The sequence below is a fragment of the Streptomyces sp. NPDC017225 genome (assembly GCF_044331465.1).
Lineage (GTDB): Bacteria > Actinomycetota > Actinomycetes > Streptomycetales > Streptomycetaceae > Streptomyces.
The window spans coordinates 251,906-275,720 of record NZ_JBIRNE010000002.1 but is presented as its reverse complement, the minus strand read 5'-3'; the positions used below and the strand labels follow the sequence as shown (position 1 = coordinate 275,720).

The 23,815-nt window shown below is 71.9% G+C and carries 22 protein-coding genes; 14 read left to right on the top strand and 8 right to left on the bottom strand.

The genetic code is table 11. The features are described 5' to 3' along the window. The first annotated feature begins 187 nt into the window (after positions 1-187). The 3 genes from ACH4NX_RS04925 to hemC all read left to right on the top strand — a co-directional run bounded on the left by ACH4NX_RS04925 (position 188) and on the right by hemC (position 3,880). Positions 188-1,669, top strand: coding sequence for an MFS transporter (locus ACH4NX_RS04925; RefSeq protein ID WP_351400782.1), 1,482 nt, complete (start codon positions 188-190; stop codon positions 1,667-1,669). A 97-nt stretch (positions 1,670-1,766) separates the two neighbouring features. Continuing rightward, positions 1,767-2,747: an ATP-dependent DNA ligase gene (locus ACH4NX_RS04920; RefSeq protein WP_351400781.1), complete on the top strand. Its 981-nt coding sequence runs from the start codon at positions 1,767-1,769 to the stop codon at positions 2,745-2,747. Between the two features lie 197 nt (positions 2,748-2,944). Next, the gene (hemC, locus tag ACH4NX_RS04915) at positions 2,945-3,880 is read left to right on the top strand and encodes a hydroxymethylbilane synthase (protein ID WP_351400780.1); all 936 of its coding nucleotides are present in this window, start codon (positions 2,945-2,947) and stop codon (positions 3,878-3,880) included. Between the two features lie 18 nt (positions 3,881-3,898). On the opposite strand, the gene ACH4NX_RS04910 is transcribed toward hemC, so the two are convergent. Then, the gene (locus tag ACH4NX_RS04910) at positions 3,899-4,423 is read right to left on the bottom strand and encodes a hypothetical protein (protein ID WP_351400779.1); all 525 of its coding nucleotides are present in this window, start codon (positions 4,421-4,423) and stop codon (positions 3,899-3,901) included. Between the two features lie 310 nt (positions 4,424-4,733). On the opposite strand from ACH4NX_RS04910, the gene ACH4NX_RS04905 reads away from it, so the two are divergent. Further along, the gene (locus tag ACH4NX_RS04905; RefSeq protein ID WP_351400778.1) at positions 4,734-5,528 is read left to right on the top strand and encodes a SigB/SigF/SigG family RNA polymerase sigma factor; all 795 of its coding nucleotides are present in this window, start codon (positions 4,734-4,736) and stop codon (positions 5,526-5,528) included. A 22-nt stretch (positions 5,529-5,550) separates the two neighbouring features. Here ACH4NX_RS04905 and ACH4NX_RS04900 read toward each other — a convergent pair whose 3' ends face one another. Both ACH4NX_RS04900 and ACH4NX_RS04895 read right to left on the bottom strand, forming a co-directional pair. After that, positions 5,551-5,907 carry an ANTAR domain-containing protein gene (locus ACH4NX_RS04900; RefSeq protein ID WP_351400777.1) on the bottom strand — a complete coding sequence of 119 codons (357 nt, stop codon included), beginning with the start codon at positions 5,905-5,907 and terminating at the stop codon, positions 5,551-5,553. Between the two features lie 2 nt (positions 5,908-5,909). Beyond that, positions 5,910-6,143, bottom strand: coding sequence for a hypothetical protein (locus tag ACH4NX_RS04895; protein ID WP_351400776.1), 234 nt, complete (start codon positions 6,141-6,143; stop codon positions 5,910-5,912). Between ACH4NX_RS04895 and ACH4NX_RS04890 the strand changes: the two genes are divergently transcribed. Continuing rightward, positions 6,135-6,941, top strand: a complete 807-nt coding sequence (locus ACH4NX_RS04890) for a VOC family protein (protein ID WP_351400775.1) — start codon at positions 6,135-6,137, stop codon at positions 6,939-6,941. The two genes, ACH4NX_RS04895 and ACH4NX_RS04890, sit on opposite strands and share 9 nt — an antisense overlap. A 13-nt stretch (positions 6,942-6,954) precedes the next feature. Here the strand turns inward: ACH4NX_RS04890 and glgX are convergent, their stop codons facing one another. Together glgX and ACH4NX_RS04880 are read right to left on the bottom strand one after the other, a co-directional pair. Next, positions 6,955-9,102: a glycogen debranching protein GlgX gene (gene glgX / locus ACH4NX_RS04885; protein WP_351400774.1), complete on the bottom strand. Its 2,148-nt coding sequence runs from the start codon at positions 9,100-9,102 to the stop codon at positions 6,955-6,957. Next, positions 9,099-9,614, bottom strand: a complete 516-nt coding sequence (locus ACH4NX_RS04880) for a pep a2 (RefSeq protein WP_351400773.1) — start codon at positions 9,612-9,614, stop codon at positions 9,099-9,101. Before ACH4NX_RS04880 ends, glgX begins: the two co-directional genes overlap by 4 nt. Before the next feature lie 238 nt (positions 9,615-9,852). Here ACH4NX_RS04880 and ACH4NX_RS04875 point away from each other — a divergent pair, with 238 nt between their 5' ends. The 6 genes from ACH4NX_RS04875 (at position 9,853) to ACH4NX_RS04850 (ending at position 18,766) form a co-directional block, all read left to right on the top strand. Beyond that, positions 9,853-10,125 carry a DUF5133 domain-containing protein gene (locus ACH4NX_RS04875; RefSeq protein ID WP_279562493.1) on the top strand — a complete coding sequence of 91 codons (273 nt, stop codon included), beginning with the start codon at positions 9,853-9,855 and terminating at the stop codon, positions 10,123-10,125. A 52-nt stretch (positions 10,126-10,177) separates the two neighbouring features. Further along, positions 10,178-12,178, top strand: a complete 2,001-nt coding sequence (locus ACH4NX_RS04870) for an alpha-1,4-glucan--maltose-1-phosphate maltosyltransferase (RefSeq protein WP_398126963.1) — start codon at positions 10,178-10,180, stop codon at positions 12,176-12,178. Beyond that, complete coding sequence (treS, locus tag ACH4NX_RS04865; RefSeq protein ID WP_398126964.1) at positions 12,175-13,911, top strand: maltose alpha-D-glucosyltransferase; 1,737 nt, start codon at positions 12,175-12,177, stop codon at positions 13,909-13,911. Before ACH4NX_RS04870 ends, treS begins: the two co-directional genes overlap by 4 nt. A gap of 28 nt (positions 13,912-13,939) precedes the next feature. After that, positions 13,940-15,301: a maltokinase gene (locus ACH4NX_RS04860; RefSeq protein ID WP_351398752.1), complete on the top strand. Its 1,362-nt coding sequence runs from the start codon at positions 13,940-13,942 to the stop codon at positions 15,299-15,301. A gap of 3 nt (positions 15,302-15,304) precedes the next feature. Then, a complete protein-coding gene (glgB, locus tag ACH4NX_RS04855) occupies positions 15,305-17,527 on the top strand; it encodes a 1,4-alpha-glucan branching enzyme (protein ID WP_398126965.1) in 2,223 nt (740 codons plus the stop codon). Between the two features lie 147 nt (positions 17,528-17,674). Further along, positions 17,675-18,766, top strand: a complete 1,092-nt coding sequence (locus tag ACH4NX_RS04850; protein WP_351398755.1) for a glutamate--cysteine ligase — start codon at positions 17,675-17,677, stop codon at positions 18,764-18,766. Positions 18,767-18,800: 34 nt separating this feature from the next. On the opposite strand, the gene ACH4NX_RS04845 is transcribed toward ACH4NX_RS04850, so the two are convergent. Next, complete coding sequence (locus ACH4NX_RS04845; protein WP_398126966.1) at positions 18,801-19,034, bottom strand: DUF6480 family protein; 234 nt, start codon at positions 19,032-19,034, stop codon at positions 18,801-18,803. Positions 19,035-19,197: 163 nt separating this feature from the next. Between ACH4NX_RS04845 and ACH4NX_RS04840 the strand changes: the two genes are divergently transcribed. Continuing rightward, positions 19,198-21,111, top strand: coding sequence for an AMP-dependent synthetase/ligase (locus ACH4NX_RS04840; RefSeq protein WP_398126967.1), 1,914 nt, complete (start codon positions 19,198-19,200; stop codon positions 21,109-21,111). 187 nt (positions 21,112-21,298) lie between these two features. Continuing rightward, positions 21,299-21,733, top strand: a complete 435-nt coding sequence (locus ACH4NX_RS04835; protein ID WP_279562485.1) for an ATP-binding protein — start codon at positions 21,299-21,301, stop codon at positions 21,731-21,733. A 46-nt stretch (positions 21,734-21,779) separates the two neighbouring features. Here the strand turns inward: ACH4NX_RS04835 and ACH4NX_RS04830 are convergent, their stop codons facing one another. Continuing rightward, a complete protein-coding gene (locus tag ACH4NX_RS04830) occupies positions 21,780-22,256 on the bottom strand; it encodes an ATP-binding protein (protein WP_351398762.1) in 477 nt (158 codons plus the stop codon). A 46-nt stretch (positions 22,257-22,302) separates the two neighbouring features. Further along, positions 22,303-22,668, bottom strand: coding sequence for a PRC-barrel domain-containing protein (locus ACH4NX_RS04825; RefSeq protein ID WP_351398764.1), 366 nt, complete (start codon positions 22,666-22,668; stop codon positions 22,303-22,305). Positions 22,669-23,053: 385 nt separating this feature from the next. On the opposite strand from ACH4NX_RS04825, the gene ACH4NX_RS04820 reads away from it, so the two are divergent. Then, the coding region (locus tag ACH4NX_RS04820) for a HAMP domain-containing protein (protein ID WP_398153347.1) at positions 23,054-23,815 on the top strand (762 nt) is incomplete at its 3' end.

The following is a 23,815-nucleotide window of genomic DNA, read 5'->3' as shown; positions in this document are numbered from 1 at the left end:
CCCTCGAGTCGCCGCAGGTCCGCCGCCGGGCGGCACGTTCCACGGAAGCCTACGCAACGTCGCGTCCGGGGCCGTGCGTGGCCGGGATGCGCGGGCACCGCCTTCCATCCCTTAGAGTACGTCAAGCGACTGATTTAAATAAGCTCGCGTACCTCGGTTCCACGCCCGTGACTCGAAAGGCACCCTCATGTCCGCTTCTCCCGCCAGATCCTCCGGCGCCGGGACGGCCGCAGCTCCGCGGCCGAACGCCGTGGTGGCGGTACTGGCCCTGGCCGGGATCGTCGTCTCGCTGATGCAGACCCTGGTCATCCCGATCGTCCCCGAGCTGCCCAAGCTCCTGAACGCGTCGGCGTCGGACGCCGCCTGGGCCGTGACCGCCACGCTGCTCGCCGCCGCGGTGGCCACTCCGGTCGTCGGCCGGCTCGGCGACATGCTCGGCAAGCGGCGGATGCTGCTGCTCAGCCTGGTCCTGCTGGTCGCCGGCTCGGTGGTCTGCGCGCTGAGCGACACCCTCGTACCGATGGTCGTCGGCCGCGCCATGCAGGGCCTGTCCGCCGCCGTGATCCCGCTCGGCATCAGCATCATGCGCGACGAGCTGCCCGCCGAACGGCTGGCCGGCGCCACCGCCATGATGAGCGCCTCGCTCGGGGTCGGCGGCGCGCTCGGCCTGCCCGCCGCCGCGCTGATCGCGGACAACCTCGACTGGCACATGCTGTTCTGGCTCTCCGGCGCGCTCGGCGCCGTCGCCCTGGTGCTGATACTGGCGCTCGTGCCCGAGTCCTCGGTGCGCACCGGCGGCCGCTTCGACCTGCTCGGCGGCCTCGGCATCGCGGCCGGCCTGGTGTCCCTGCTGCTCGCCATCTCCAAGGGCGGCGACTGGGGCTGGACCGGCGGCACCACCCTCGGCCTGTTCGCGGTGGGTGTGCTGGTCCTCCTGGTGTGGGGCTGGTGGGAACTGCGCACCCCGCAGCCGCTGGTGGACCTGCGCACCACCGCCCGCCGTCAGGTGCTCTTCACCAACCTGGCGTCCGTGGCCATCGGTTTCTCGATGTTCGCGATGTCCCTGGTGCTTCCGCAGCTCCTCCAGTTGCCCGAGGCTACCGGTTACGGTCTCGGCCGCTCCCTGCTGACCACGGGCCTCGTGATGGCGCCGGCCGGTCTGGTGATGATGGCGTTCGCCCCGGTCTCCGCGAAGATCTCCCAGTCCAGGGGACCGAAGGTGACGCTGATGATCGGCGCCCTGATCGTCGCGGCCGGCTACGGGCTGAACATCGTGCTGATGTCCGAGGTCTGGCACCTGGTGCTGGTCTCCTGCGTCATCAGCGGCGGCATCGGCTTCGCCTACGGCGCCATGCCCGCCCTGATCATGGGTGCGGTGCCGGCGAGCGAGACGGCCGCCGCGAACAGCCTGAACACCCTCATGCGGTCCATCGGCACGTCGGTCGCCAGTGCCATCGCCGGAGTGGTCCTGGCCCAGATGACCACCGACTTCGGCGGCTTCGCCCTGCCGTCCGAGAACGCGTTCAAGGTGGTCATGGCGATCGGCGCCGGTGCGGCCCTGCTCGCCTGCCTGATCGCTTCCTTCATCCCGCGGCACCGTCCCGATGCCGGGCCGGCGCACCCCGCGCCGGACTCCGGAGCCGGGGCGAAGGCCGCCTCCGTCCGCTGACGGCGACGGCGCCGGTCCCGGGGCGGGACCGGCGCCGTTCAGGCGAACCTGGCGGACGACGCGCGTGACGGCGCACGGGCACGTCGAGAACTGACCCGTGGAGCTGCCGCTGATCCCACCCATGCTCGCCACCCCCGGCACCCTGCCGTCCGCCGCGCAGGACACACGCTGGGCCTACGAGACCAAGCAGGACGGCCAGCGCGTGGTGGTCTACCTGCCCGGCGACGGCAGTGCGCTGCTGCGCGCCCGCTCCGGGCAGGACATCACGGCCGCCTACCCCGAACTGGCACCGCTCGGCACCGCGCTCGGCTCCACCCCCGCCGTGCTGGACGGGGAGGTGCTGGCCCTGGACGAACAGGGCCGCGCCGACTTCCAGTTGCTGCAGTCCCGGATGGGCCTGGCGCACGCCCCGGGCCGGGCGGCGCACCGGGCGGCGCGGGTCCCCGTCCATCTGGTGCTGTTCGACGCCCTGCACCTGGCGGGCGAGTCCCTTCTCGGCCTCCCCTACGCCCGCCGCCGCGAACAGCTGGCGGACCTGGGCCTCGGCGGACCGTCCTGGTCGACCCCGGCCGCGCTGGTCGGCCACGGCGAGCAGGCTCTGCGGGCCACCCGCGAGCACGGCCTGGAGGGCCTGGTGTGCAAGCGGCTGGACTCGGTGTACGAACCGGGGGTCCGTTCCCGGGCCTGGATCAAGATCCGCAACATGCGCAGCGAGGACGTCGTGGTCGGCGGCTGGCTGCCCGGCAAGGGGCGGCTCACGGGCCTCCCCGGCGCTCTCCTGGTCGGCCAGCGCGCCGCGGGCCGGCTGCGCTACGTCGGCGGGGTCGGCACCGGCTGGAGCGCGGCCGAGCGCAGCGAGCTGGCGGCGCTGCTGGGGGCCGCCGCGAGCGACGTGTGCCCCTTCGACCCCGTACCGCCGGTGCCGGGGGCGCGCTGGGTCGTCCCCCGGCTGGTCGGCGAGGTCCGCTACAGCACCCGCACCCGGGAGGGCATGCTGCGCCAGCCGTCCTGGCTCAGGCTGCGCCCGGACCTCGCGCCCGAGGAGTCGGCCGCCGACCTCCCGGACGACACGGCGTGACGGAGTTGACGGAGTGACGGGGAGTCACTCCGGGCTCTGCCCTTCGCTACCGGGACGCCCCGTCCCCGGCGGCCGCGAAGCCCACCGGCGTGCCCGCCGGCCCGAGCGTCCGAGGCGCCGGCGGCCGTCAGCATTCGGCGGGGCCGGTCGAGCGAAGCGCGAGACCCGGGCTCTCCCGGGAGCACTATCGTGTCCGCATGTCCGCCCCCGAACTGATCCGCATCGTCTCCCGCGACTCCCCCATGGCCCTGGCGCAGGTCGAGCGCGTCCGGGCCGAGTTGGCCGCCCTCCACCCCGGCGCGCGCACCGAGGTCGTGCCGGTGAGGACCACCGGCGACAAGTGGCTCGGCGACCTGTCCCTGGTGGAGGGCAAGGGCGCGTTCACCAAGGAGGTCGACGCCGCGCTGCTGTCGGGCGAGGCCGATCTCGCGGTGCACTGCGTCAAGGACGTGCCCGCCGACCGGCCGCTGCCGGCGGGCACGGTGTTCGCCGCGTTCCTGGAACGGGACGACATCCGCGACGCCCTCGTCCACCCGGACGGGCTCACCCTGGACGGGCTGCCGGCCGGCACACGCGTCGGCACCTCCTCGGTGCGCCGCGTCGCCCAGCTCGCCGCCACCCACCCGCACCTGAGGTGCGTGCCGTTCCGCGGCAACGCCAACCGGCGGCTGGCGAAGCTGGCCGCCGGCGAGGCCGACGCCCTGCTCCTCGCCGTCTCCGGCCTGGAGCGCATCGGCCGCCCCGACGTGATCAGCGAGGTCCTCTCCCCGGAGACGATGATGCCGCCGATCGGCGCGGGCATCCTCGCCCTGCAGTGCCGGGAGGACGACACCGCGCTCATCGACGCGGTGTCCGGACTCGGTCATCCCCGGACACATCAGGAGGCGACGGCGGAACGGATGTTCCTGCATGTGCTGCAAGGGCACTGCAACAGCCCGATCGCCGGGTACGCCCGCGTGGACCGCGGCGGGGAACTCTCCCTGCGGGCCTGTGTCTTCACACCGGACGGCAAGACGCGGCTGAACGCCCACGAGTGGGCCGGCCGGCTCGACCCGGCGACCCTCGGCACCTCGGTCGCCGTGGCGCTGCTGCGCCAGGGGGCCCGCGAGATCATCGACGGCATCGCGCACTGAGGCGCCACCGGACGGGGGTCAGCCGGAGCCCTCGTCCGCCTGGCCCCGCAGGAAGGCGCTCACCTGGTGCACCAGGCCGTCCTCCCGCGCCGCGGCGGAAAGTGGCCCGGCGGCCCCGTCGGACAGCCCGAGGCCGCCGGTCCACAGCCGGCGGTCGGCCCATTCCTCGTCCACCCGCAACTGGACCTGGACGTCCACCTGGCCGAGGCTCGCCTCCGGGCCCGCCGCGTAGAGCACCGCGGTGACCCGGCGCAGCGGGTAGACGTCGAAGCCCTCGACGAACTGGGAGTTGCGCCAGTCGAGGAAGGCGCTCTCCCCGTCGGGACCGATCCGCACGTCGATCTGGCCGTCCTCCAGGTGGATGCCGAGCTGCCGGGCGCCCCGGTTCTCGACGGTCACCCGGACACAGAAGTACGTCAGCCCCTCGGCGGCGTCGTCCCGTCCACGCGGCGGCTCGGCCTGCTCAAGACGGTGGACGCGGACCCGCAGGCCGGCGTGCTCGTCGTACTCCTGCCAGTCCCCGACCACGTTCGGCTCGTACACGGTGCCCCTCTCGACCTCTCGACGCTGCTTCCTATCTGTGCGTTCAGCGCACTGTCAAATGAGCGGAATGCGCTGTGGCCAGGGATTTCGCACCTTTTGACAAGTGATCAAGCGCTGCGCAGGGACGATCCGCCACCACCCCCGCCGGGCGATCACCCAGAGCGTGCCGCACATCACGTTCGGCAGCCTCTCCGTCTCACTCACCGGTCCGCGGCCGTTCGGGTGGCCGCTCGGGTGGCCATTCGAGGCATTGGCGCTCAGTATCCATATATATGAGGATTTGCCAGCCCCCCTGCTGAGGGAGGTGCGCATGACGCGTATCGCCGGCAGAACCAAGCCCCACCCCCACGACGACGCCCCCGACACGGCCGCGGCGTTCGACCGGCTCGTCGCGCTGCCCGACGGCCCTGAGCGCAAGGCGCTGCGGGACGATCTGATCAAGGTCTGGCTGCCCATGGCGGAGCGGATCGCGGTCCGCTTCCGGGGCCGCGGCGAGAACCTGGAGGACCTCTACCAGGTGGCCGCCCTCGGACTGGTCAAGGCCGTCGACCACTACGACCCGGAACGCGGCCACGCCTTCGAGGCCTACGCCGTGCCGACCGTGACCGGCGAGATCAAACGGCACTTCCGCGACCACATGTGGACCCTGCACGTGCCGCGCCGGATCCAGGACCTGCGCAACCGGGTGCGCAGATCCGCGAAGGAGCTGGCACAGACGATACCGGGACGCGCCCCCACCATCGAGGAGATCGCCGAGCACGCGCAGCTGACCACGGTCGAGGTCCGCACCGGCATGGAGGCACTGGAGTGCTTCTCCGCGCTCTCCCTGGAGGCGGAGATGCCCGGCACCGACGGGTACGCCCTCGGGGACGCGCTCGGCGGCCCGGACCCCGCCTTCGACGCGGTCGTGGACCGGGTGGCCGTCCGGCCCTGTCTGGAGGCGCTGCCCGAGCGCGAGCGCACCATCCTCTACCTGCGCTTCTTCGGCGGGATGACGCAGAGCCGCATCGCGCAGCAGCTCGGCATCTCCCAGATGCACGTCTCCCGGCTGCTCAGCGGGTGCTTCGACCGGATCCGCGAGGAGATCCTCGCGGAGATCCGCTGACTCCGCCGGCGTGCGGTGACTCTCAGCGGGTCTGAGGCGGGGCGCCGGGGATCTGCGTGGGACCGTGACGGTCCAGGCAGTCGTCGAGGGCGGCCCGGATCTCCGGCGGCATCACTCCGGCGCGCCCCCAGATGAGTATCATTTCTGCCACGTTGCGCAGTTTGATGTTCGTATGCTGGGAAACCTCCTTCAGTACGATCCACCCCTGGTCCGGTGTCACCCTGCCGAGGGCGACGATCATTCCGATCGCCTGGTCGACGACGGCGTGCGAGACGACCGCCTCCTTCAGCTGCCGGACCTGCTCCTGCAACCGGAAGATCTGGTCCGAACCGGTCTCGTCCGGGCCGGTCTCGTCCGGGCCCCAGTCGTCGGTGGGCATGGTCACCTCCGGATCCGGCGGGTCACCGCCGCCTGTGCCGCGCGGTACCGCTCCGACGCCTCCATCGTCGCCAGCCGCGCCGCCTCGCGCCACTGGGCCGTCCGGGGCGCGTGGGCCCCCGTTTCGGCGACACGGCCGGGGTACTCGGCAGGCGCCCGCCGCACTCCCGGCCGGACACTGGCGTCGAGCCGGTGGCTGCCGGTGGACGAGACCAGGACGCGACTGCCATGAACCACGACATGTCCCTTTCCGCCGGCGGGGAGAGCGTGCTGTCCACGCACTCCGTGTACGGCGCCCCCTGCTGGGTGAGCCTGACCAGCCGTGACCTGCGGGCCACCGAGGAGTTCTACTCCGCCGTGCTGGGCTGGCGGTGGCGGCCCGGCAAGCTGGGCGACGCCTTCCGGATCGCCCTGGCCGACGGGGCGCCGGTCGCCGGGATCGGCGAGGTCGCCACGATGTGGCAGATGGCGGTGGCGTGGACGCCCTACTTCGCCGTACGCAGTGCCGACGAGGTGGCCTCCCGGGTGCAGGAGCGCGGCGGCACGACCGCGGTCGGGCCCATCTCCCTGCCGCCCGGACGGGCGGCCCTCCTGGCCGACCGGGACGGCGCGACCTTCGGGATCTGGGAGGGCGCGCTGTTCACGGACTGGGAGACCTGGCGCACCTCGCGCCCCGCCTTCATCCGGCTGCACACGCGCGACGCCTTCGACGCCGCCATCTTCTACGGCGAGATCTTCGACTGGGCGTCGGGTCCCAGTGGCTGCTGCGAGGTCCAGTACGAGGGCGACGAGGTGGTTCTGCGCAGCCAGGGCGACGTGGTGGCACGCATCGAGTCGGGCGCCCTGGGAGCGGCGCCCGATCCGGCCATCCGGCCGCACTGGCAGGTCCACTTCGCGGTCCGGGACGTCGCGGCCTGCGCCCGCGCCGCCGAGCGGCACGGCGGCAGCGTGCTGACCGTGAGCAGTGACGAGGCCGTGCTCCGGGACGCCGACGGCGCGCGGTTCACGGTGACCGCGCGCCGCCTCGGCGGCTGACCTCACGGGCTGCTCACCGGCCGGTGTGGGACGGCCGGGAGAGCAGCACCAGACTGCGCTGCTCGACGGTCACCACGGTGCCCGCCTTGTGCTCCGCCTCGTCGGGGACGCCCTCCGGGTCGGCGGTGTCGATCAGGGTCGCCCAGCGCTCGCCGTAGGTGGCGCCGGGCAGCCGGAAGTCCGTCGGCTCCCAGTGGCTGTTGAGCAGCAGCAGGAAGGAGTCGTCCACGACCGGCCGGCCGCACGGGTCGGGTTCGGCGATGGCGTCGCCGTTGAGGAAGACGCCGACGGCGTGCGCGTCGGAGCGCTGCCAGTCGTCGTCGGTCATCTCCCGCGCGTTGGGCAGCAGCCACACCAGGTCGGGCAGCGGCTGGTCCGCGTGGGTGCGGGTCTCACCGCGGAAGTAGCGGCGCCGGCGCAGGACGGGGTGGCCGGCCCGCAGCGCGATGACGCGGCGGGCGAAGTCCAGCAGGGCGCGCTGCTCCCCGTTCAGCCGCCAGTCGACCCAGGAGATCTCGTTGTCCTGGCAGTAGGCGTTGTTGTTGCCCCGCTGGGTGCGGCCCAGTTCGTCGCCGTGGCAGAGCATCGGGATGCCCTGCGAGAGCAGCAGCGTGGCGAGGAAGTTGCGCTGCTGGCGGCCGCGCAGTTCCCGGACGGCCGGGTCCTTCGCCGGGCCCTCGGCCCCGCAGTTCCAGGAGCGGTTGTGACTCTCGCCGTCCTGGTTGTCCTCGCCGTTGGCCTCGTTGTGCTTGTCGTTGTACGAGACGAGGTCGCGCAGGGTGAAACCGTCGTGCGCGGTCACGAAGTTGACGCTGGCGCGGGGGCGGCGCCGGCTGTGCTGGTACAGGTCGGAGGAGCCGGTCAGCCGGGAGGCGAACTCGCCGAGCGTGTGCTCCTCACCGCGCCAGAAGTCCCGTACCGCGTCCCGGTACATGCCGTTCCACTCCGACCACAGCTGCGGGAAGTTGCCCACCTGGTAGCCGCCCTCGCCGACGTCCCAGGGCTCGGCGATCAGCTTGACGCGGCTGATCACCGGGTCCTGCTGGATGAGGTCGAAGAACGCCGACAGCCGGTCCACCTCGTGGAACTGCCGGGCCAGGGTGGCCGCGAGGTCGAAGCGGAAGCCGTCGACGTGCATCTCGGTGACCCAGTACCGCAGTGAGTCCATGATCAGCTGGAGTACGTACGGGTGCCGCATCAGCAGGCTGTTGCCGGTGCCGGTGGTGTCGTAGTAGTGCTGCCAGTCGCCGTCCACCAGGCGGTAGTACGAGGCGTTGTCGATGCCGCGGAAGGAGAGGGTGGGGCCCTTCTCGTTGCCCTCGGCGGTGTGGTTGTAGACCACGTCGAGGATCACTTCGAGGCCGGCCTCGTGCAGGGCCTTGACCATCGACTTGAACTCGTTGACCTGCTGCCCGCGGGTGCCGAGGGCGGCGTAGCCGTTGTGGGGCGCGAAGAAGCCGATGGTGTTGTAGCCCCAGTAGTTGGACAGGCCCCGGTCCTGGAGCACCCCGTCGTGCACGAACTGGTGCACCGGCATCAGTTCCACAGCGGTCACGCCGAGGGACGTCAGGTGGTTAACGACCGCCGGGTGCGCCAGTCCCGCGTAGGTGCCGCGCAGTTCGTCGGGCACGTCGGGGTGGGTGCGGCTGAGCCCGCGGACGTGGGCCTCGTAGATGACGCTCTCCGAGTACGGGCGTCCGGGCGGGCGGTCGTCGCCCCAGTCGAAGAACGGGTCGGTGACCACCCCGAGCATGGTGTGCCCGGCGCTGTCGCCCGGGTCGGCCCTGCCCCTGGCCCGTTCGAAGAGGGAGGCGTGGTTGTCCACCATCCCGTCCACGGCACGGGTGTACGGGTCGAGGAGCAGCTTCGCCGGGTTGCAGCGGTGGCCCACGGCGGGGGCCCACGGACCGTGGACCCGGTAGCCGTAGCGCTGTCCCGGGCCGACGCCGGGCAGGTAGCAGTGCCAGACGAAGCCGTCGACCTCGGGCAGCGGGACGGTGCTGTGAGTGCCGTCGTCGTCGACGAGGACGAGGTCCACCCGTTCGGCGACCTCGCTGAACAGCGCGAAGTTGGTGCCCTGTCCGTCGTACGCGGCGCCCAGGGGGTAGGGGTGCCCGCTCCACACGGGCGACCCCTTCCAGTTCGGCCTGGCGCGGGTCACCGGGCCTCCTCCAGAATGCCGTGGTCCGTACTGGCCGGTCCGGCCAGCCGGGCCACCGGCATGATCTCTCGCGGCACTTCCAGCCCCTCCTGGGTGATCGGTTCCGGCGCCGTCGCCACCAGCGGTACGCGTTCGCCGGCGCGGGCACGCTGCGAGAACCAGATGACCTTGGCCCCGGTGTCGATGGCGCAGCAGCCCCAGCCGTCGCTTGTGGCGGCGAGGTGCTGCAGGCAGGTGCGCAGGTCCTGGTCGGGACGGAGCGCGTGGTCCTTGCCCCCTACGGCCGTGATGAGGTGCTGGCGGTTCCACCACATCTCGATCGACGTGTTCTTGTCGCTCGCGTGCTCGTCGATCGCCCGGAGCAGCATCTCGGCGCCCGAGCAGACGGGTTCGACGAGGTTCTCCAGGTTCCAGAACCGGAGGTGAGCGGCCAGGATGCGCCTGACCTGTACGACCCGTTCCGGGCTCACTTCCACATCGAGGTGGTAGTAGCAGGGCACTGCGGTCTTCATCGTCGTGGCTCCTCACCGCGAGAGCTCTCGCTCCTCCTCGCCCCTTGGGGGACGAGCTCCCCGACACGAAGCGTGAGCACTGATCGCTTCTGAGTCACTCCAGAGTGGGAGCGGTAGTCCATTCGTGCAACACGAGAAAGTGGTTGAAGTTCCAACAAGACGGCGCGTCACCGCCCGTGCACCATGTGTGAAGAAGTCGATCGTCCGTACCCCCGGACCGTCCGGAAGGTGACCGGCCATGCTGCTTCCCGCGAAGAGCGAAGTCGCCCGGCAGCTGCGGCGTTACCGCGCCTGGGAACGCTCGATGCTCGCGTCCCCCGCGGACGGGGGCGTCCGGTCCACCTTCGAGGACTCCGGCTACACCCTGTGCGTACTGATGGGAAAGCGGTGCGCACGCGAAGCCGCGGATGCCGCCGAACGGTATCTGCGGACGAACCTGGTCACCCATGCGCAGGAACAGGGTGACCGGCTCTCCCCGTCGGGGCGGAAGACCCCCTCCGGCGCGGCTTGACCCCGACGGCCGGGCCCGCGCCCGGCCCCGAGCACGGCGGAGGTGAGAACGGATGAGTGCGACCGTGGGGATCGGACGTATCCCGGTTCGGGACGTCCACCCGGTGGTGGAGTACGGCAGACGCCCGGCGAAGGCGGTGGCGGGAGAGACGTTCGAGGTCACCGCGACCGTGTTCCGCGAGGGGCACGACGCGGTGGCCGCCAACGTCGTGCTGAAGGACCCGGAGGGCCGACCGGGCCCGTGGACGCCGATGCGGGAGCTGTCCCCGGGCAGCGACCGCTGGGGCGCCGAGGTCACCCCGGACGCCACGGGCGAGTGGACCTACCGGGTGGAGGCGTGGAGCGACCCCGTGTCCACCTGGCGGCACCACGCGCGGATCAAGGTCCCGGCCGGCATCGACACCGGCCTGGTCCTGGAGGAGGGCGCCGAGCTGTACCGGCGGGCCGCCGCGGGGGTGCCGAAGGCGGCCGGACGTGACGTGGTGCTGGCCGCCGCGACGGCCCTGCTGGACGACACGCTGCCGGTGGCCACCCGGCTGGCGGCGGCGTTGACGCCCGAGGTGGACACGGTGCTGGCCCGGCATCCGCTGCGGGAGCTGGTCACCACTTCCGACCCGCTGCCCCTGCTCGTGGAACGCGAACGCGCCCTGTACGGCGCCTGGTACGAGTTCTTCCCCCGCTCCGAGGGCACCCCCACCCAGCCCCACGGCACCTTCCGCACCGCCGCCCGCCGGCTGCCCGCCATCGCCGCGATGGGCTTCGACGTCGTCTACCTCCCCCCGGTCCACCCCATCGGCACCACCCACCGCAAGGGCCGCAACAACACCCTCTCCGCCACCCCCGACGACGTCGGCGTCCCCTGGGCCATCGGCTCCCCCGAAGGCGGACACGACACCATCCACCCCCAGCTCGGCACCCTCGACGACTTCGACCACTTCGTCACCGAGGCCACCCGCCTGGGCCTCGAAGTCGCCCTCGACTTCGCCCTCCAGTGCTCCCCCGACCATCCCTGGGTCCACAAACACCCCGAGTGGTTCCACCACCGCCCCGACGGCACCATCGCCCACGCCGAGAACCCGCCCAAGAAGTACCAGGACATCTACCCCATCGCCTTCGACGCCGACCCCGACGGCATCACCGCCGAAACCGTCCGCGTCCTGCGCCACTGGATGGACCACGGGGTACGCGTCTTCCGCGTCGACAACCCCCACACCAAACCCGTCGCCTTCTGGGAAAGGGTCATCGGCGAGATCAACCACACCGACCCCGACGTCATCTTCCTCGCCGAGGCCTTCACCCGCCCCGCGATGATGCACACCCTCGCCCAGATCGGCTTCCAGCAGTCCTACACCTACTTCACCTGGCGCAACACCAAACAGGAACTCACCGAGTACCTCACCGAACTTACGGGGGAGGCCGCCTCCTACATGCGGCCCAACCTCTTCCCCAACACCCCCGACATCCTGCACGCCCACCTCCAGCACGGCGGCCGCCCCGCCTTCGAGGTCCGCGCCGTCCTCGCCGCCACCCTCTCCCCCGCCTGGGGCATCTACAGCGGCTACGAACTCTGCGAGAACACCCCCCTGCGCGAAGGCGGCGAGGAATACCTCGACTCCGAGAAATACCAGCTCAAACCCCGCGACTGGGCCACCGCCGCACGCGAGGGCCGCACCATCGCCCCCCTCATCACCCGCCTCAACACCATCCGGCGCGACCATCCCGCGCTGCACCGGCTCAGGAACCTGCGCTTCCACCGGACCGACAACGACGCGCTGATCGCGTACAGCAAGCGCGTGGGGTCCGACGTGGTGCTGGTGGTAGCCAACCTCGATCCCCACCGCACCCAGGAGGCCACGATCTCGCTCGACATGCCGCAGCTCGGCCTGGACTGGCACGAGTCGGTGCCGGTCCACGACGAACTCACGGATGAGACCTACCACTGGGGCCGGACGAACTACGTGCGGCTGGAGCCCGGCCGGGCCCCCGCGCACGTCTTCCACGTCCGGCGGCCGTCCCCCGTCACGCCCCAGAACGAAGGGTCCGCAGCCTCATGACCGTGAACGAGCCCGTGCCGGACACCTTCGAGGACACACCGGCCAAGGACCGTGACCCGGACTGGTTCAAACGAGCCGTCTTCTACGAGGTCCTCGTCCGCTCCTTCCAGGACAGCAACGGCGACGGCGTCGGCGACCTCAAGGGCCTCACCGCCAAGCTGGACTACCTGCAATGGCTGGGCGTGGACTGCCTGTGGCTCCCGCCCTTCTTCAAATCCCCGCTGCGCGACGGCGGCTACGACGTCTCCGACTACACCGCCGTCCTCCCCGAGTTCGGCGACCTGGCCGACTTCGTCGAGTTCGTGGACGCCGCCCACCAGCGCGGCATGCGCGTGATCATCGACTTCGTCATGAACCACACCAGCGACCAGCACCCGTGGTTCCAGGAGTCGCGGAACAACCCGGACGGCCCCTACGGCGACTACTACGTCTGGGCCGACGACGACACCCGCTACTCCGACGCCCGCATCATCTTCGTCGACACCGAGGCGTCCAACTGGACCTACGACCCGGTCCGCGGCCAGTACTACTGGCACCGCTTCTTCACCCACCAGCCGGACCTCAACTACGAGAACCCGGCCGTCCAGGAGGAGATGCTGGCCGCCCTGAAGTTCTGGCTGGACCTGGGCGTCGACGGCTACCGTCTCGACGCCGTGCCCTACCTGTACGCCGAAGAGGGCACCAACTGCGAGAACCTCCCCGCCAGCCACGAGTTCCTCAAGCGGGTCCGCCGCGAGATCGACGCGCACTACCCGGACACCGTGCTGCTGGCCGAGGCCAACCAGTGGCCGGAGGACGTCGTCGACTACTTCGGCGACTACGCCGCGGGCGGCGACGAGTGCCACATGGCGTTCCACTTCCCGGTCATGCCGCGGATCTTCATGGCCGTGCGCCGCGAGTCCCGCTACCCGGTCTCCGAGATCCTCGCCAAGACCCCCGCCATCCCGTCCGGCTGCCAGTGGGGCATCTTCCTGCGCAACCACGACGAGCTGACCCTCGAGATGGTCACCGACGAGGAACGCGACTACATGTACGCGGAGTACGCCAAGGACCCGCGCATGCGCGCCAACATCGGCATCCGGCGCCGGCTCGCCACCCTGCTGGACAACGACCGCGACCAGATCGAGCTGTTCACCGCCCTGCTGCTCTCCCTCCCGGGATCACCGATCCTGTACTACGGCGACGAGATCGGCATGGGCGACAACATCTGGCTCGGCGACCGCGACGCGGTCCGCACCCCGATGCAGTGGACCCCGGACCGCAACGCCGGTTTCTCGACCTGCGATCCGGGACGCCTGTACCTTCCGACGATCATGGACCCGGTCTACGGCTACCAGGTGACGAACGTCGAGGCGTCCATGGCCTCGCCGTCCTCGCTCCTGCACTGGACCCGCCGGATGATCGAGATCCGCAAGCAGAACCCCGCCTTCGGCCTCGGCACCTACACCGAACTGCCCTCCTCCAACCCCGCCGTGCTGGCCTTCCTGCGGGAGGCCCCCCCGAATGGGGAAGAGGGGGACGACCCGGTGCTGTGCGTGAACAACTTCGCGCGGTTCGCCCAGCCCACCGAACTCGATCTGCGCGAGTTCGCCGGGCGGCATCCGGTCGAGCTGTTCGGCGGGGTCCGCTTCCCCGCCATCGGCGAGCTGCCGTACCTGCTGACCCTCGGGGGCCACGGCTTCTACTGGTTCCGGCTCACCCGAGTCGCATCCCGCATCGGCCGCCGCGTGTGAGCGTGGGCCGAGGAAAGGACGCGTCACCATGCCGAAGACCGCACCCCTGCGCCCCAGACGCGGGCATCTCGCCGAGCCCATGGCCTCGCTCGACGGGCTGCTGCGGGAGTGGCTGCCGCGCCAGCGCTGGTTCGCGGGCAAGGACCGGCCCGTGGAAGAGCTCGGTCTGCTGTCGATGACCGAGCTCTTCCCGGGCTGTCTGCACCTCCTGGTGCACACCGGGCACGGCTCCGTGCCCGCGCCGGGCGGCGCTCCCCCGGCCGGCGACTGCTACCAACTGCTGCTCGGCGTGCGCGAGCAGCCGTCGCCGCGTCTGGGCCGGGCGCTCATCGGGCAGGTACAGGACGGCCCGCTTGCCGGGCGGACGGTCCACGACGCGCTGCACGACCCCCGGACGGCCCAGCTGCTCCTGGAGCGGCTCAGGCGTCCCGGCAAGGCGGGACCGCTGCGCTTCGAGTCCGATCCCGCGCGGCCGGTGCCCGGCGGACTCGTGCCGCGGCTGCTGGACGCCGAGCAGTCCAACTCGTCGCTGATCTACGGCGACGAGTTCATCCTGAAGCTCTTCCGGCGCATCCAGCCCGGCGTCAATCCCGATCTGGAGGTGCCGGACGCGCTGGCCCGGCAAGGCTGCGGCCGGGTCCCCGCGCCGGTGGCCTGGATGCGGACGACCCATCCGTACCAGGCGACGCTCGGCGTGCTCCAGCCGTTCCTGCACGACGCCTCCGACGGCTGGACGCTGTCCCTGGACGCGCTGGCCGCCGGGGACGACTTCACCGTCCAGGCCCATGAGCTGGGCCAGGCGATGGCCGACGTGCACCTCGCGCTGGCGTCGGCCTTCCCGGCCGGTCCGCCCGGGGAGAACGGCCGGACGGCGGCGGCGATGACCGAGCGGCTGACCGCCGCCGCGCACTGCGTACCGGCGCTGCAGCCCTTCGTGCCCGGACTGCGGGCGGCCTTCGCGGCGCTGTCCACCTGCGACTCCGGGCCGCCCGCCCAGCGCGTCCACGGCGACCTGCACCTGGGGCAGGTGCTGCGGGCCGGCCGGGACTGGTTCGTCATCGACTTCGAGGGTGAACCGTCCCGTCCGCTGTCCGAACGGCGCAGCGCCCACTCCCCCGTGCGGGACATCGCGGGCATGCTGCGCTCCTTCGACTACGCCGCCCGGCAGCGCCGCCCGTGGCGCCCCGAGTGGGCGCGCCGCTGCCGGGAGGCGTTCTGCGCGGGCTACGCCGCACGCGCCGGGTGGGACCCCCGTAAGAAGCACGGCCTGCTGCGCGCCTACGAGACGGACCGCGCCGTGTATGAGGTGCTGTACGAGGCCCGGCACCGCCCCGACTGGCTTCCCGTACCCATGGCGGCGATCGAACGACTCGCCGTGAGAGGAGACTGACCCGTGGCCCTGCGCGACACCTCGCTCCCCGAGCCGTCCGGTCCCGTCCCGCCCGCACCCGGTGCGTGCGGGACCGCTCCGCCCCTCGACCCGACCGACCGGGGGCGCCTGCTGGCGGGCGCCCACCACGACCCGCACGCCCTGCTCGGCGCCCACCCGGTGCCCGGCGGCATCGCCTTCCGGGCGCTGCGCCCCTTCGCCCGCGGGGTGGGCGTGGTCGTCGACGGCGAGCGCCACGCCCTCGTGTCGGAGGCGGACGGCCTCTTCTCCGGGGTCCTGCCGCTGGCGGAGATCCCCGCGTACACCCTCGTCGTGGCCTACGAGGAGGGCGAGCACGAGACCCACGACCCGTACCGCTTCCTGCCCGCTCTCGGCGACCTCGACCTGCACCTGATCGCCGAGGGCCGGCACGAGCAGCTGTGGCAGGCCCTCGGCGCGGAGCCGATGACCCACGCGGGCGTCACCGGCACCCGGTTCACGGTGTGGGCGCCGAACGCCCAGGGGGTGCGGGTCGCGACCGACTTCACCCACTGGGACGGCACGGCGTTCCCCATGCGCTCGCTGGGTTCGTCCGGGGTGTGGGAGCTGTTCCTGCCGGGCGTCGGCGAGGGCACCCGGTACAAGTTCGAGGTCCACTCGCGGTACGGGCACCGGGTTCTCAAGGCCGACCCGATGGCCCGCGCCGCCGAGGAGCCCCCGAACACGGCGTCCGTGGTGACGGCCTCGCACCACGAGTGGGGCGACCGGGAGTGGATGCGGACCCGCGCCGACACGCCCGTGCACGAGGCGCCGTTCTCGGTGTACGAGGTCCACCTGCCGTCCTGGCGGCCGGGGCTGACCTACCGCGAGCTGGCCGAGGAGCTGCCCGCCTACGTCCGGGACCTGGGCTTCACGCATGTCGAGCTGATGCCGGTCGCCGAGCACCCCTACGGCCCGTCCTGGGGCTACCAGGTCACCGGTTTCTACGCGCCGACCGCGCGTCTCGGCTCGCCCGACGACTTCCGGTACCTGGTCGACGCCCTGCACCGGGCGGGGATCGGCGTGATCATGGACTGGGTGCCGGCGCACTTCCCGAAGGACGACTGGGCGCTGGCCCGCTTCGACGGGGACCCGCTGTACGAACCCGGGGACTCCCGGCGCGCGGAGCACCCGGACTGGGGGACGTACACCTTCGACTTCGCGCGGACCGAGGTGCGCAACTTCCTCGTGGCGAACGCCGTGTACTGGTGCGAGGAGTTCCACATCGACGGGCTGCGCGTCGACGCGGTCGCCTCGATGCTCTACCTGGACTACTCGCGCGACTCGGGCCAGTGGGAGCCCAACCAGTACGGCGGCCGGGAGGACCTGGCGGCCATGGCGTTCCTCCAGGAGATGAACGCGACCGTCTACCGGCGCTGCCCCGGCGTGGTGACGATCGCCGAGGAGTCGACCGCGTGGGGCGGGGTGACCCGGCCCACCGACACCGGCGGGCTCGGTTTCGGCCTGAAGTGGAACATGGGCTGGATGCACGACTCGCTGGAGTACGCCGCCCACGAGCCGGTGCACCGCAGGTACCACCACCACGAGATGACCTTCTCGATGGTGTACGCGTACAGCGAGAACTACGTCCTGCCGATCTCGCACGACGAAGTGGTGCACGGCAAGCAGGCCCTGGTGTCGAAGATGCCGGGCGACTGGTGGCAGCGGCGGGCGAACGTGCGCGCCTATCTCGGCTTCATGTGGGCGCACCCGGGCAAGCAGCTGCTGTTCATGGGTCAGGAGTTCGCGCAGGGCGCCGAGTGGTCTCAGGAGCAGGGGCCCGAGTGGTGGCTGCTCGACGAGGGGTACCACTCCGCCGCCGACCACCGCGGCGTCCAGTCTCTGGTGCGCGACCTGAACACCCGCTACGGGCGGACCCCGGCCCTGTGGCGGCGCGACACGGATCCGGCCGGATTTGGCTGGGTCGCCGTGGACGCGGCCGAGGACAACGTCTTCGCGTTCCTGCGGTTCGACACGGACGGCACTCCGCTGCTGGCGGTGTCGAACTTCTCCCCGGTCGTCCGGCACGAGTACGGGCTCGCGGTCGGCGACGAGGTCACCGCCTGGCAGGAGGTCCTCAACACCGACGCCGAGGAGTACGGCGGGTCCGGCGTGACTTGTCCCGACCCGGTCAAGCCGGAGGACGGGAGCATCCGGATCACGCTCCCGCCCCTGGCCACGGTGTGGCTGATGCCGTACGCCCTGTGAGGCGCGGCGGCGCGACCAGGTGTCCGGCCGCCCTCCCGGGGCAGTCGGTGGGCCTGGGACGGACCGGGGAGACCTCGTCCCCGGTGGTCCCAGGACCGAGCAGACCTCGTCGTCGCCGCGGCCGGGCCCACAGAAAGGCGGCATCACGTGCGCACCGTCGGAGTGGAGGAGGAGCTCCTCCTGGTCGACCCCGGGACCGGCGAGCCGCGGGCACTGTCCGCCGCCGTGCTCGCCAGGGCCTCGCTGGACGATGCCGAGCAGGACGTGTTCGAGAAGGAACTGCACGAGCAGATGCTCGAGTTCGCGACGCATCCGCAGGCGGACATGGAGCGGCTGCACACGGAGATCGTCCGCTGCCGTGCGCAGGCCGGGCGGCACGCCGGGGGGATAGGCTGCGCCGTGGCCGCGCTCGCCACGTCACCGCTGCCGGTCAGCCCGTCGGTCGGCGTGAACCGCCGCTACCAGTGGATGGCCGACCAGTACGGTGTGGTGGTCCACGAACAGCTCGTCCTCGGCTGCCACGTGCACGTCTCCGTGGAGTCCGACGAGGAGGGCGTCGCGGTGATCGACCGGGTGCGGCCCTGGCTGCCGGTGCTGGCCGCGCTGAGCGCGAACTCCCCCTTCTGGCAGGGCAGGGACTCGGCGTACAGCAGCTACCGCAGCCGGGTATGGCAGCGCTGGCCGTCGGCCGGTCCGACCGAGCTGTTCGGTTCGGCGGAGACCTACCACCGCCGGGTCGCGGACATGCTCGCCACCGGCACGGTCCTCGACGACGGGATGATCTACTTCGACGTCCGGCTGTCCCAGCGCTACCCGACGGTCGAGTTCCGGGTCGCGGACGTCTGCCTGGACTCCGGGACCGCGGTCGTCGTCGCCGCCCTCGCCCGTGCCCTGGTCGACACGGCCGCGCGGGAGTGGCGGGAGGGCGCTGAGCCGGCCGGGCACAGCGTGAGCCTGCTCCGCCTCGCGGCCTGGCGGGCCGCCCGGTCGGGGCTGACGGAGGAACTGCTGCATCCCGTGACGATGCGGCGGATGCCCGCCGAGACGGTCGTACGGGCGCTGCTGGAGCACGTCGGGGAGGCGCTGGCCGCGGGCGGCGACCTCGACCGGGTACGGGACGGCGCCGCGGAGCTGCTGCGGCACGGCAACGGTGCCCGGGTGCAGCGCGAGCTGCTGGAGCGCACCGGCAGCCTGCGGGACGTCGTCACCGAGTGCGTACGCCGTACTCAGGCGGCCTGAGACGCCCCGCGGGGTCACCGCTCGCCGGGGCCCGTCAGAGGATCAGGACCAGGGCGTAGCCCAGGAAGCCCGCCGCGATGAGCGCCACGAGGGCGAGTATCACGGCCAGGGGCGCCTTGGCCCAGCCCTTGGGCGGATTGTTCCCCTCCCACGGGCCGGCCTCGGACATGCTGCTCTCCGCCGGCGGGGTCTCGCCGGGCGGCACACCGCCTCCCTGCTCCAGTCCGGTGGTGCGCTCGGGTTCCGGGTCGGGGTTCGTATAGCTCATGCCGTACGGGTCCCCCGATCCGCCGAGATCACCAGGCGGGAACACTTCTGCCGTCCCGGCCCCCCGCCGCCTGCGGCTCGGCTAGATTCCGAGCACAGCCGACCACGGTGCCCGCCGGTGCTCGTCCGTGGGTCCACCGCCCGTACACGTCAGGAGCCCGCGCATGCGCGACCTCGCTCTCGCCCCGGCTCCCCGGCCCGTCCCGCCCCTGACCGGGGGTCTCGCCGACAGCCTCTTCGAGACGGCTGCCCGGACGCCGACGCTGCCGATGCTCGCCCGCCGCCGGGGCCCGGACTTCGCCGACTGGCAGGAGGTGACGGCCGCGGAGTTCCGCGACGAGGTGGTCGACCTGGCCAAGGGGCTGGTCGCGTGCGGGATCTCGCCGGGGGACCGCGTGGCGATCCTGGCCCGCACCCGGTACGAGTGGACGGTCTTCAGCTACGCGCTGTGGGCGGTGGGGGCCGAGGTCGTGCCGATCTATCCGACCTCCTCGCGCGACCAGGTCGAGTGGATCCTGCGGGACGCGGGCTGTGTGGCGGTGGTGGTCGAGGACGAGCAGAGCGTGATGACCGTCGGCTCGGTGTGCGCGTCGCTGCCGGCGCTGCGCCATGTGTGGCAGCTGGACGCGGGCGCGGTGGACACGCTCGTGGCGCGTGGTGAGTTCCTCCCGTTCGCCACGGTCGACTCCATGCGCCGCATCGTGCCGCCGGACTCCACGGCGGTCGTCGCCTACACCTCGGGCACGTCCGGCCGCGCCCTGGGCTGCGCGCTGAGCCACCGCGGTCTGGCCAGCCCGTGCGACACGCTGCTCGAGGGCTGGGGCCACACGGTGGCGCCCCCGGGAGAGCAGGGCGCCGTCCTCGCCTTCCTGCCCTTCTCCCACGTGTACGGGCTGATGATCCAGAGCCTGTGCGTCCGGGGCGGGCTGCTCATGGGGCACGAGCCCGCGATGACCGAGGAGGCACTGGCCTCGGCCCTGCGCTCCTTCCGCCCGACGTACTTCTACGCCGTCCCCTCGGTCCTGGAGAAGCTCTACAAGAATTTCCTGCGCACCGCGCAGCAGGCGGGCCGCGGGGCGTTGTTCGAGCGGGCCGCCGGCACCGCGCGGGACTTCGCCGCCGCGCTGGAACGCCGGCGGCTGGGCAGGGGGCCGGGCCCCGGTTTCGACCTCCGCCTCCAGCACGCCCTGTACGAGCGGACGGTCTACCGCCGGCTGCGGAGCGCGCTGGGCGGCCGGGTGCGCCGCGCGACGTCGGGCGGTTCGCCGCTCAGCCGCGAGCTGTCCCTCTTCTACGAGGGCATCGGCGTCTACGTCCACGACGGCTACGGTCTGACGGAGACCAGCGGCGGGCTGACGATGCAGCCGCTGGGCCGGGAGAAGTCCGGCACCGTCGGGCAGCCGCTGCCCGGCATGGAGATCCGGGTGGCCGACGACGGGGAGATCCTGGTGCGCGGCCCGTCGCTGTTCCAGGGGTACGTCGGTGACGGGACCGCCACCCGGGAAGTGCTGCGCGGCGGCTGGCTGGCCACCGGGGACCTCGGGCAGCTGGACGACGAGAACTATCTGGCGATCACGGGTCGCAAGAAGGACGTCATCATCACCAGCGGCGGCAAGAGCGTGGCCCCGGCCGCCCTGGAGCAGCGGCTGCGCATGCACCCGCTCGTCCACCAGGCGGTGGTCGTGGGCGACAACCGGCCCTGCGTCGGCGCCCTGATCACGCTCGACCCGGAGTTCCTGACGCACTGGCGGGCGGGTCTGGCCCTCACGGGCGACGCCCCGGCCCGGGAGGCACGCGAGGAGAACGCCCTGCGGGAGGAGGTCGCGCGGGCCGTCGCCGCGGCCAACAGCGCCGTGTCGCGCTCGGAGTCCATCCGGGTCTTCCGCGTCCTGCCCACTCCGTTCGACGTGGCGGGCGGGCTGCTCACCCCGTCGATGAAACTCCGGCGGGACGAGATCGTGCGGACCTACGCCTTCGAGATCGACGCGATGTACGAGGCCCGCTCGCACCGCCGGCCGCAGCCGCCGCCGGTGGAGCCGGCCGGCTGGGAGGACTCGGACAACGTGTTCTTCCGGTGACCGGCGAGCCGGCCCCGGGCCGCCGTGCGTCCCGGCGAATCAGCCGCGGGTCACGGGGCCGTCACCCCTGGCCACCGCGCCCCGGCCCGGCATACCAAGGCGCGTAGGCTCGCCCGGCACGGGAACTACAGACGAAGGGAAAGCGAAAAGGGACAACGCCCGGCGGATTCCGGGCCGGGAAGGCGAAATGGCAGCCGAGTCGCGTTGGGACAGGACACTGGCTTCCGAGGAGATCACGAACCGCACCGCCAGCTTCACCGGGGAGCTGCACAACGTGACCGGTGCACGGCTGGTCGCGGAGGAATTCCTCTACGACCTGGCCCGTGCGTCACCGCCCTCGCAGCCCGAGCACTGGGACGACATACTCCTCGTCGTCACGGAGCTGGCGGCGAACGCGGTGCAGTACGCCCCGGGACCGTTCCAGCTGCGGCTGCGCCGTACCTTCGACGGCGTGCACGTGGTGATGCACGACTCCAGTACGACCGAGCCCGCGCCGCGCCCCTTCCATCCGAGCAGCGGCGGCGGCGGTATCGGCTGGCATCTGATCCACACCCTGTCCGACCAGGTGAGCGTCGTCACCGGCGAGCGGGGCAAGGACATCCACGTCTTCCTGCCCTGGTGACCGGCCGGGACCGGTCACGGTCCGGGCCGACCGGTGACGGTCCGGGTCACGGGGCGTCCGCGTCGCGCGCGTCGCGCAGGGGCACCAGTACGCTGATCGTCTTTCCGCCTCCCTGGTGCCGGTCGACGTCGATGTCCCGGGCCAGGCGGGCGACGAGCGGCCATCCGTAGCCGCTCCCGTGGTGCCTGGTGGGAAACGCGTACGCGGCCCGGGGCACCCGCCCGTTGTTGTCGTGGACGGCGATCCACACGCCCTCGCCGGTGGGCCGGACCTCGAAACCGGCCAGTCCGTCGCCGTGCCGGATCGCGTTGGTGACCAGCTCCGAGACCACGAGCAGCAGGTCGACGACGTCCTCTTCCCGCACCCCGCGGCCCGAGCCCCGTCGCGCGCGCGCCACCGACTCCGCGTACGCGCGTGCCGTCGCCGGGCCGGTCACGGCGTCCGGTCCCGGCCCGCCGGGCGCCGGTGCGCCGGGGGGCGTGACGCCGGACGAGGCCGTGGTGATCTGGTCGGTCGGTTCCATGTCAGTGGTGTCCCTGGTGATCGCCGTGCTGTCGTTCGGCGCCGGGTCAGTCCGCGGAGGTCTCCCGCGGCGGCAGCCGGTGGTAGTAGTCGCCGACGGACGCCAGGTACTCCCGGTCCATCGTCTCGCTGTCGGTCCGGAACCGGGGCGCGTCCTTGACCTGCGCCCTGGTGCAGCCCACCGTGACCGTGCGGGCCTCGGGGTCGACGCCCCGGACCATGCCGACGGGCACGAGCACGCTCCGGCCGAAGACCCACACGCCGGTGTCGACGACCAGGTGCCGCATGCCGAAGTGTTCGGCCTGCCGGTCCACGTGACCGATGGTGCCGTCGCTCGCGACGACGGTGCAGCCCGTCAGGTCCTGTCCCGTCACGTACCCGCTGCCCGCCGCGTACGACCAGATGCTCTCCATCGGCACGTTGTCCTTTCCTCCCGCGTCGGTGACGGCTGTGGGGCCGGACGGCTGCCACCGGCCGGACCGGCTCCACAGCAGCAGATACCCGGCGGGGGCCGCCGCATTCGGACGTCGTGGGCCGAACAGCGGCGACGGAACCGGGCCGGGTCCCCCCGTCACGTCCCGCACACGCGACGTGATCCGTACGGGGCCGGTCTCCACCGGGTGGGGGTCCCGCTTTGTCCGCACCCGGGACCTGGGTTAGCCTCTGACGTATTTTTCTCATTGGGCAGATCCGTGAACCGCGGAAAAGCACGCACAACAGGCCGGACCGCCCGATGGGTCCGGAGGGGGTCCGAGTCCTCGCGTCCGAGGGCTCCTGGGGAGCGGAACGAGGGTGCGCATGACCAGCGACAGCACCGGGACCGTCGACGCGGTTCCGGGCGACCAGGAGTTGCGCCGCCTCCTGGCGGGCCTGACCGCCGTCCGGGACGGCGATTTCGGCACCCGTCTGCCGGACGAGGCGGACGGTCTGATGGGCGACATCGCCAAGGTCTTCAACGGCATGGTGGACCAGCTGTCCGTGTTCACCTCCGAGGTCACCCGGGTGGCCCGCGAGGTCGGCACGGAGGGGACCCTCGGCGGACAGGCCCGGGTGCCGGGTGTCTCGGGTACCTGGGCGGACCTGACGGACTCGGTCAACGCCATGGCCGGGAACCTGACCACCCAGGTCCGTGACATCGCCCAGGTCGCCACCGCGGTGGCCAAGGGCGACCTGTCGCAGAAGATCGACGTGGACGCCCGCGGCGAGATCCTCGAACTCAAGAACACCATCAACACGATGGTCGACCAGCTCTCCGCCTTCGCCGACGAGGTCACCCGCGTCGCCCGCGAGGTCGGCACCGACGGGCGGCTCGGCGGCCAGGCCGACGTCCAGGGCGTCAGGGGCACGTGGCGCGACCTCACCGACTCGGTGAACTTCATGGCGGGCAACCTGACCAACCAGGTGCGCAACGTCGCCCAGGTGGCGACCGCCGTCGCCAAGGGCGACCTCTCCCAGAAGATCACCGTGGACGCCCGCGGCGAGATCCTCGAACTCAAGAACACCATCAACACGATGGTCGACCAGCTCTCCGCCTTCGCCGACGAGGTCACCCGCGTCGCC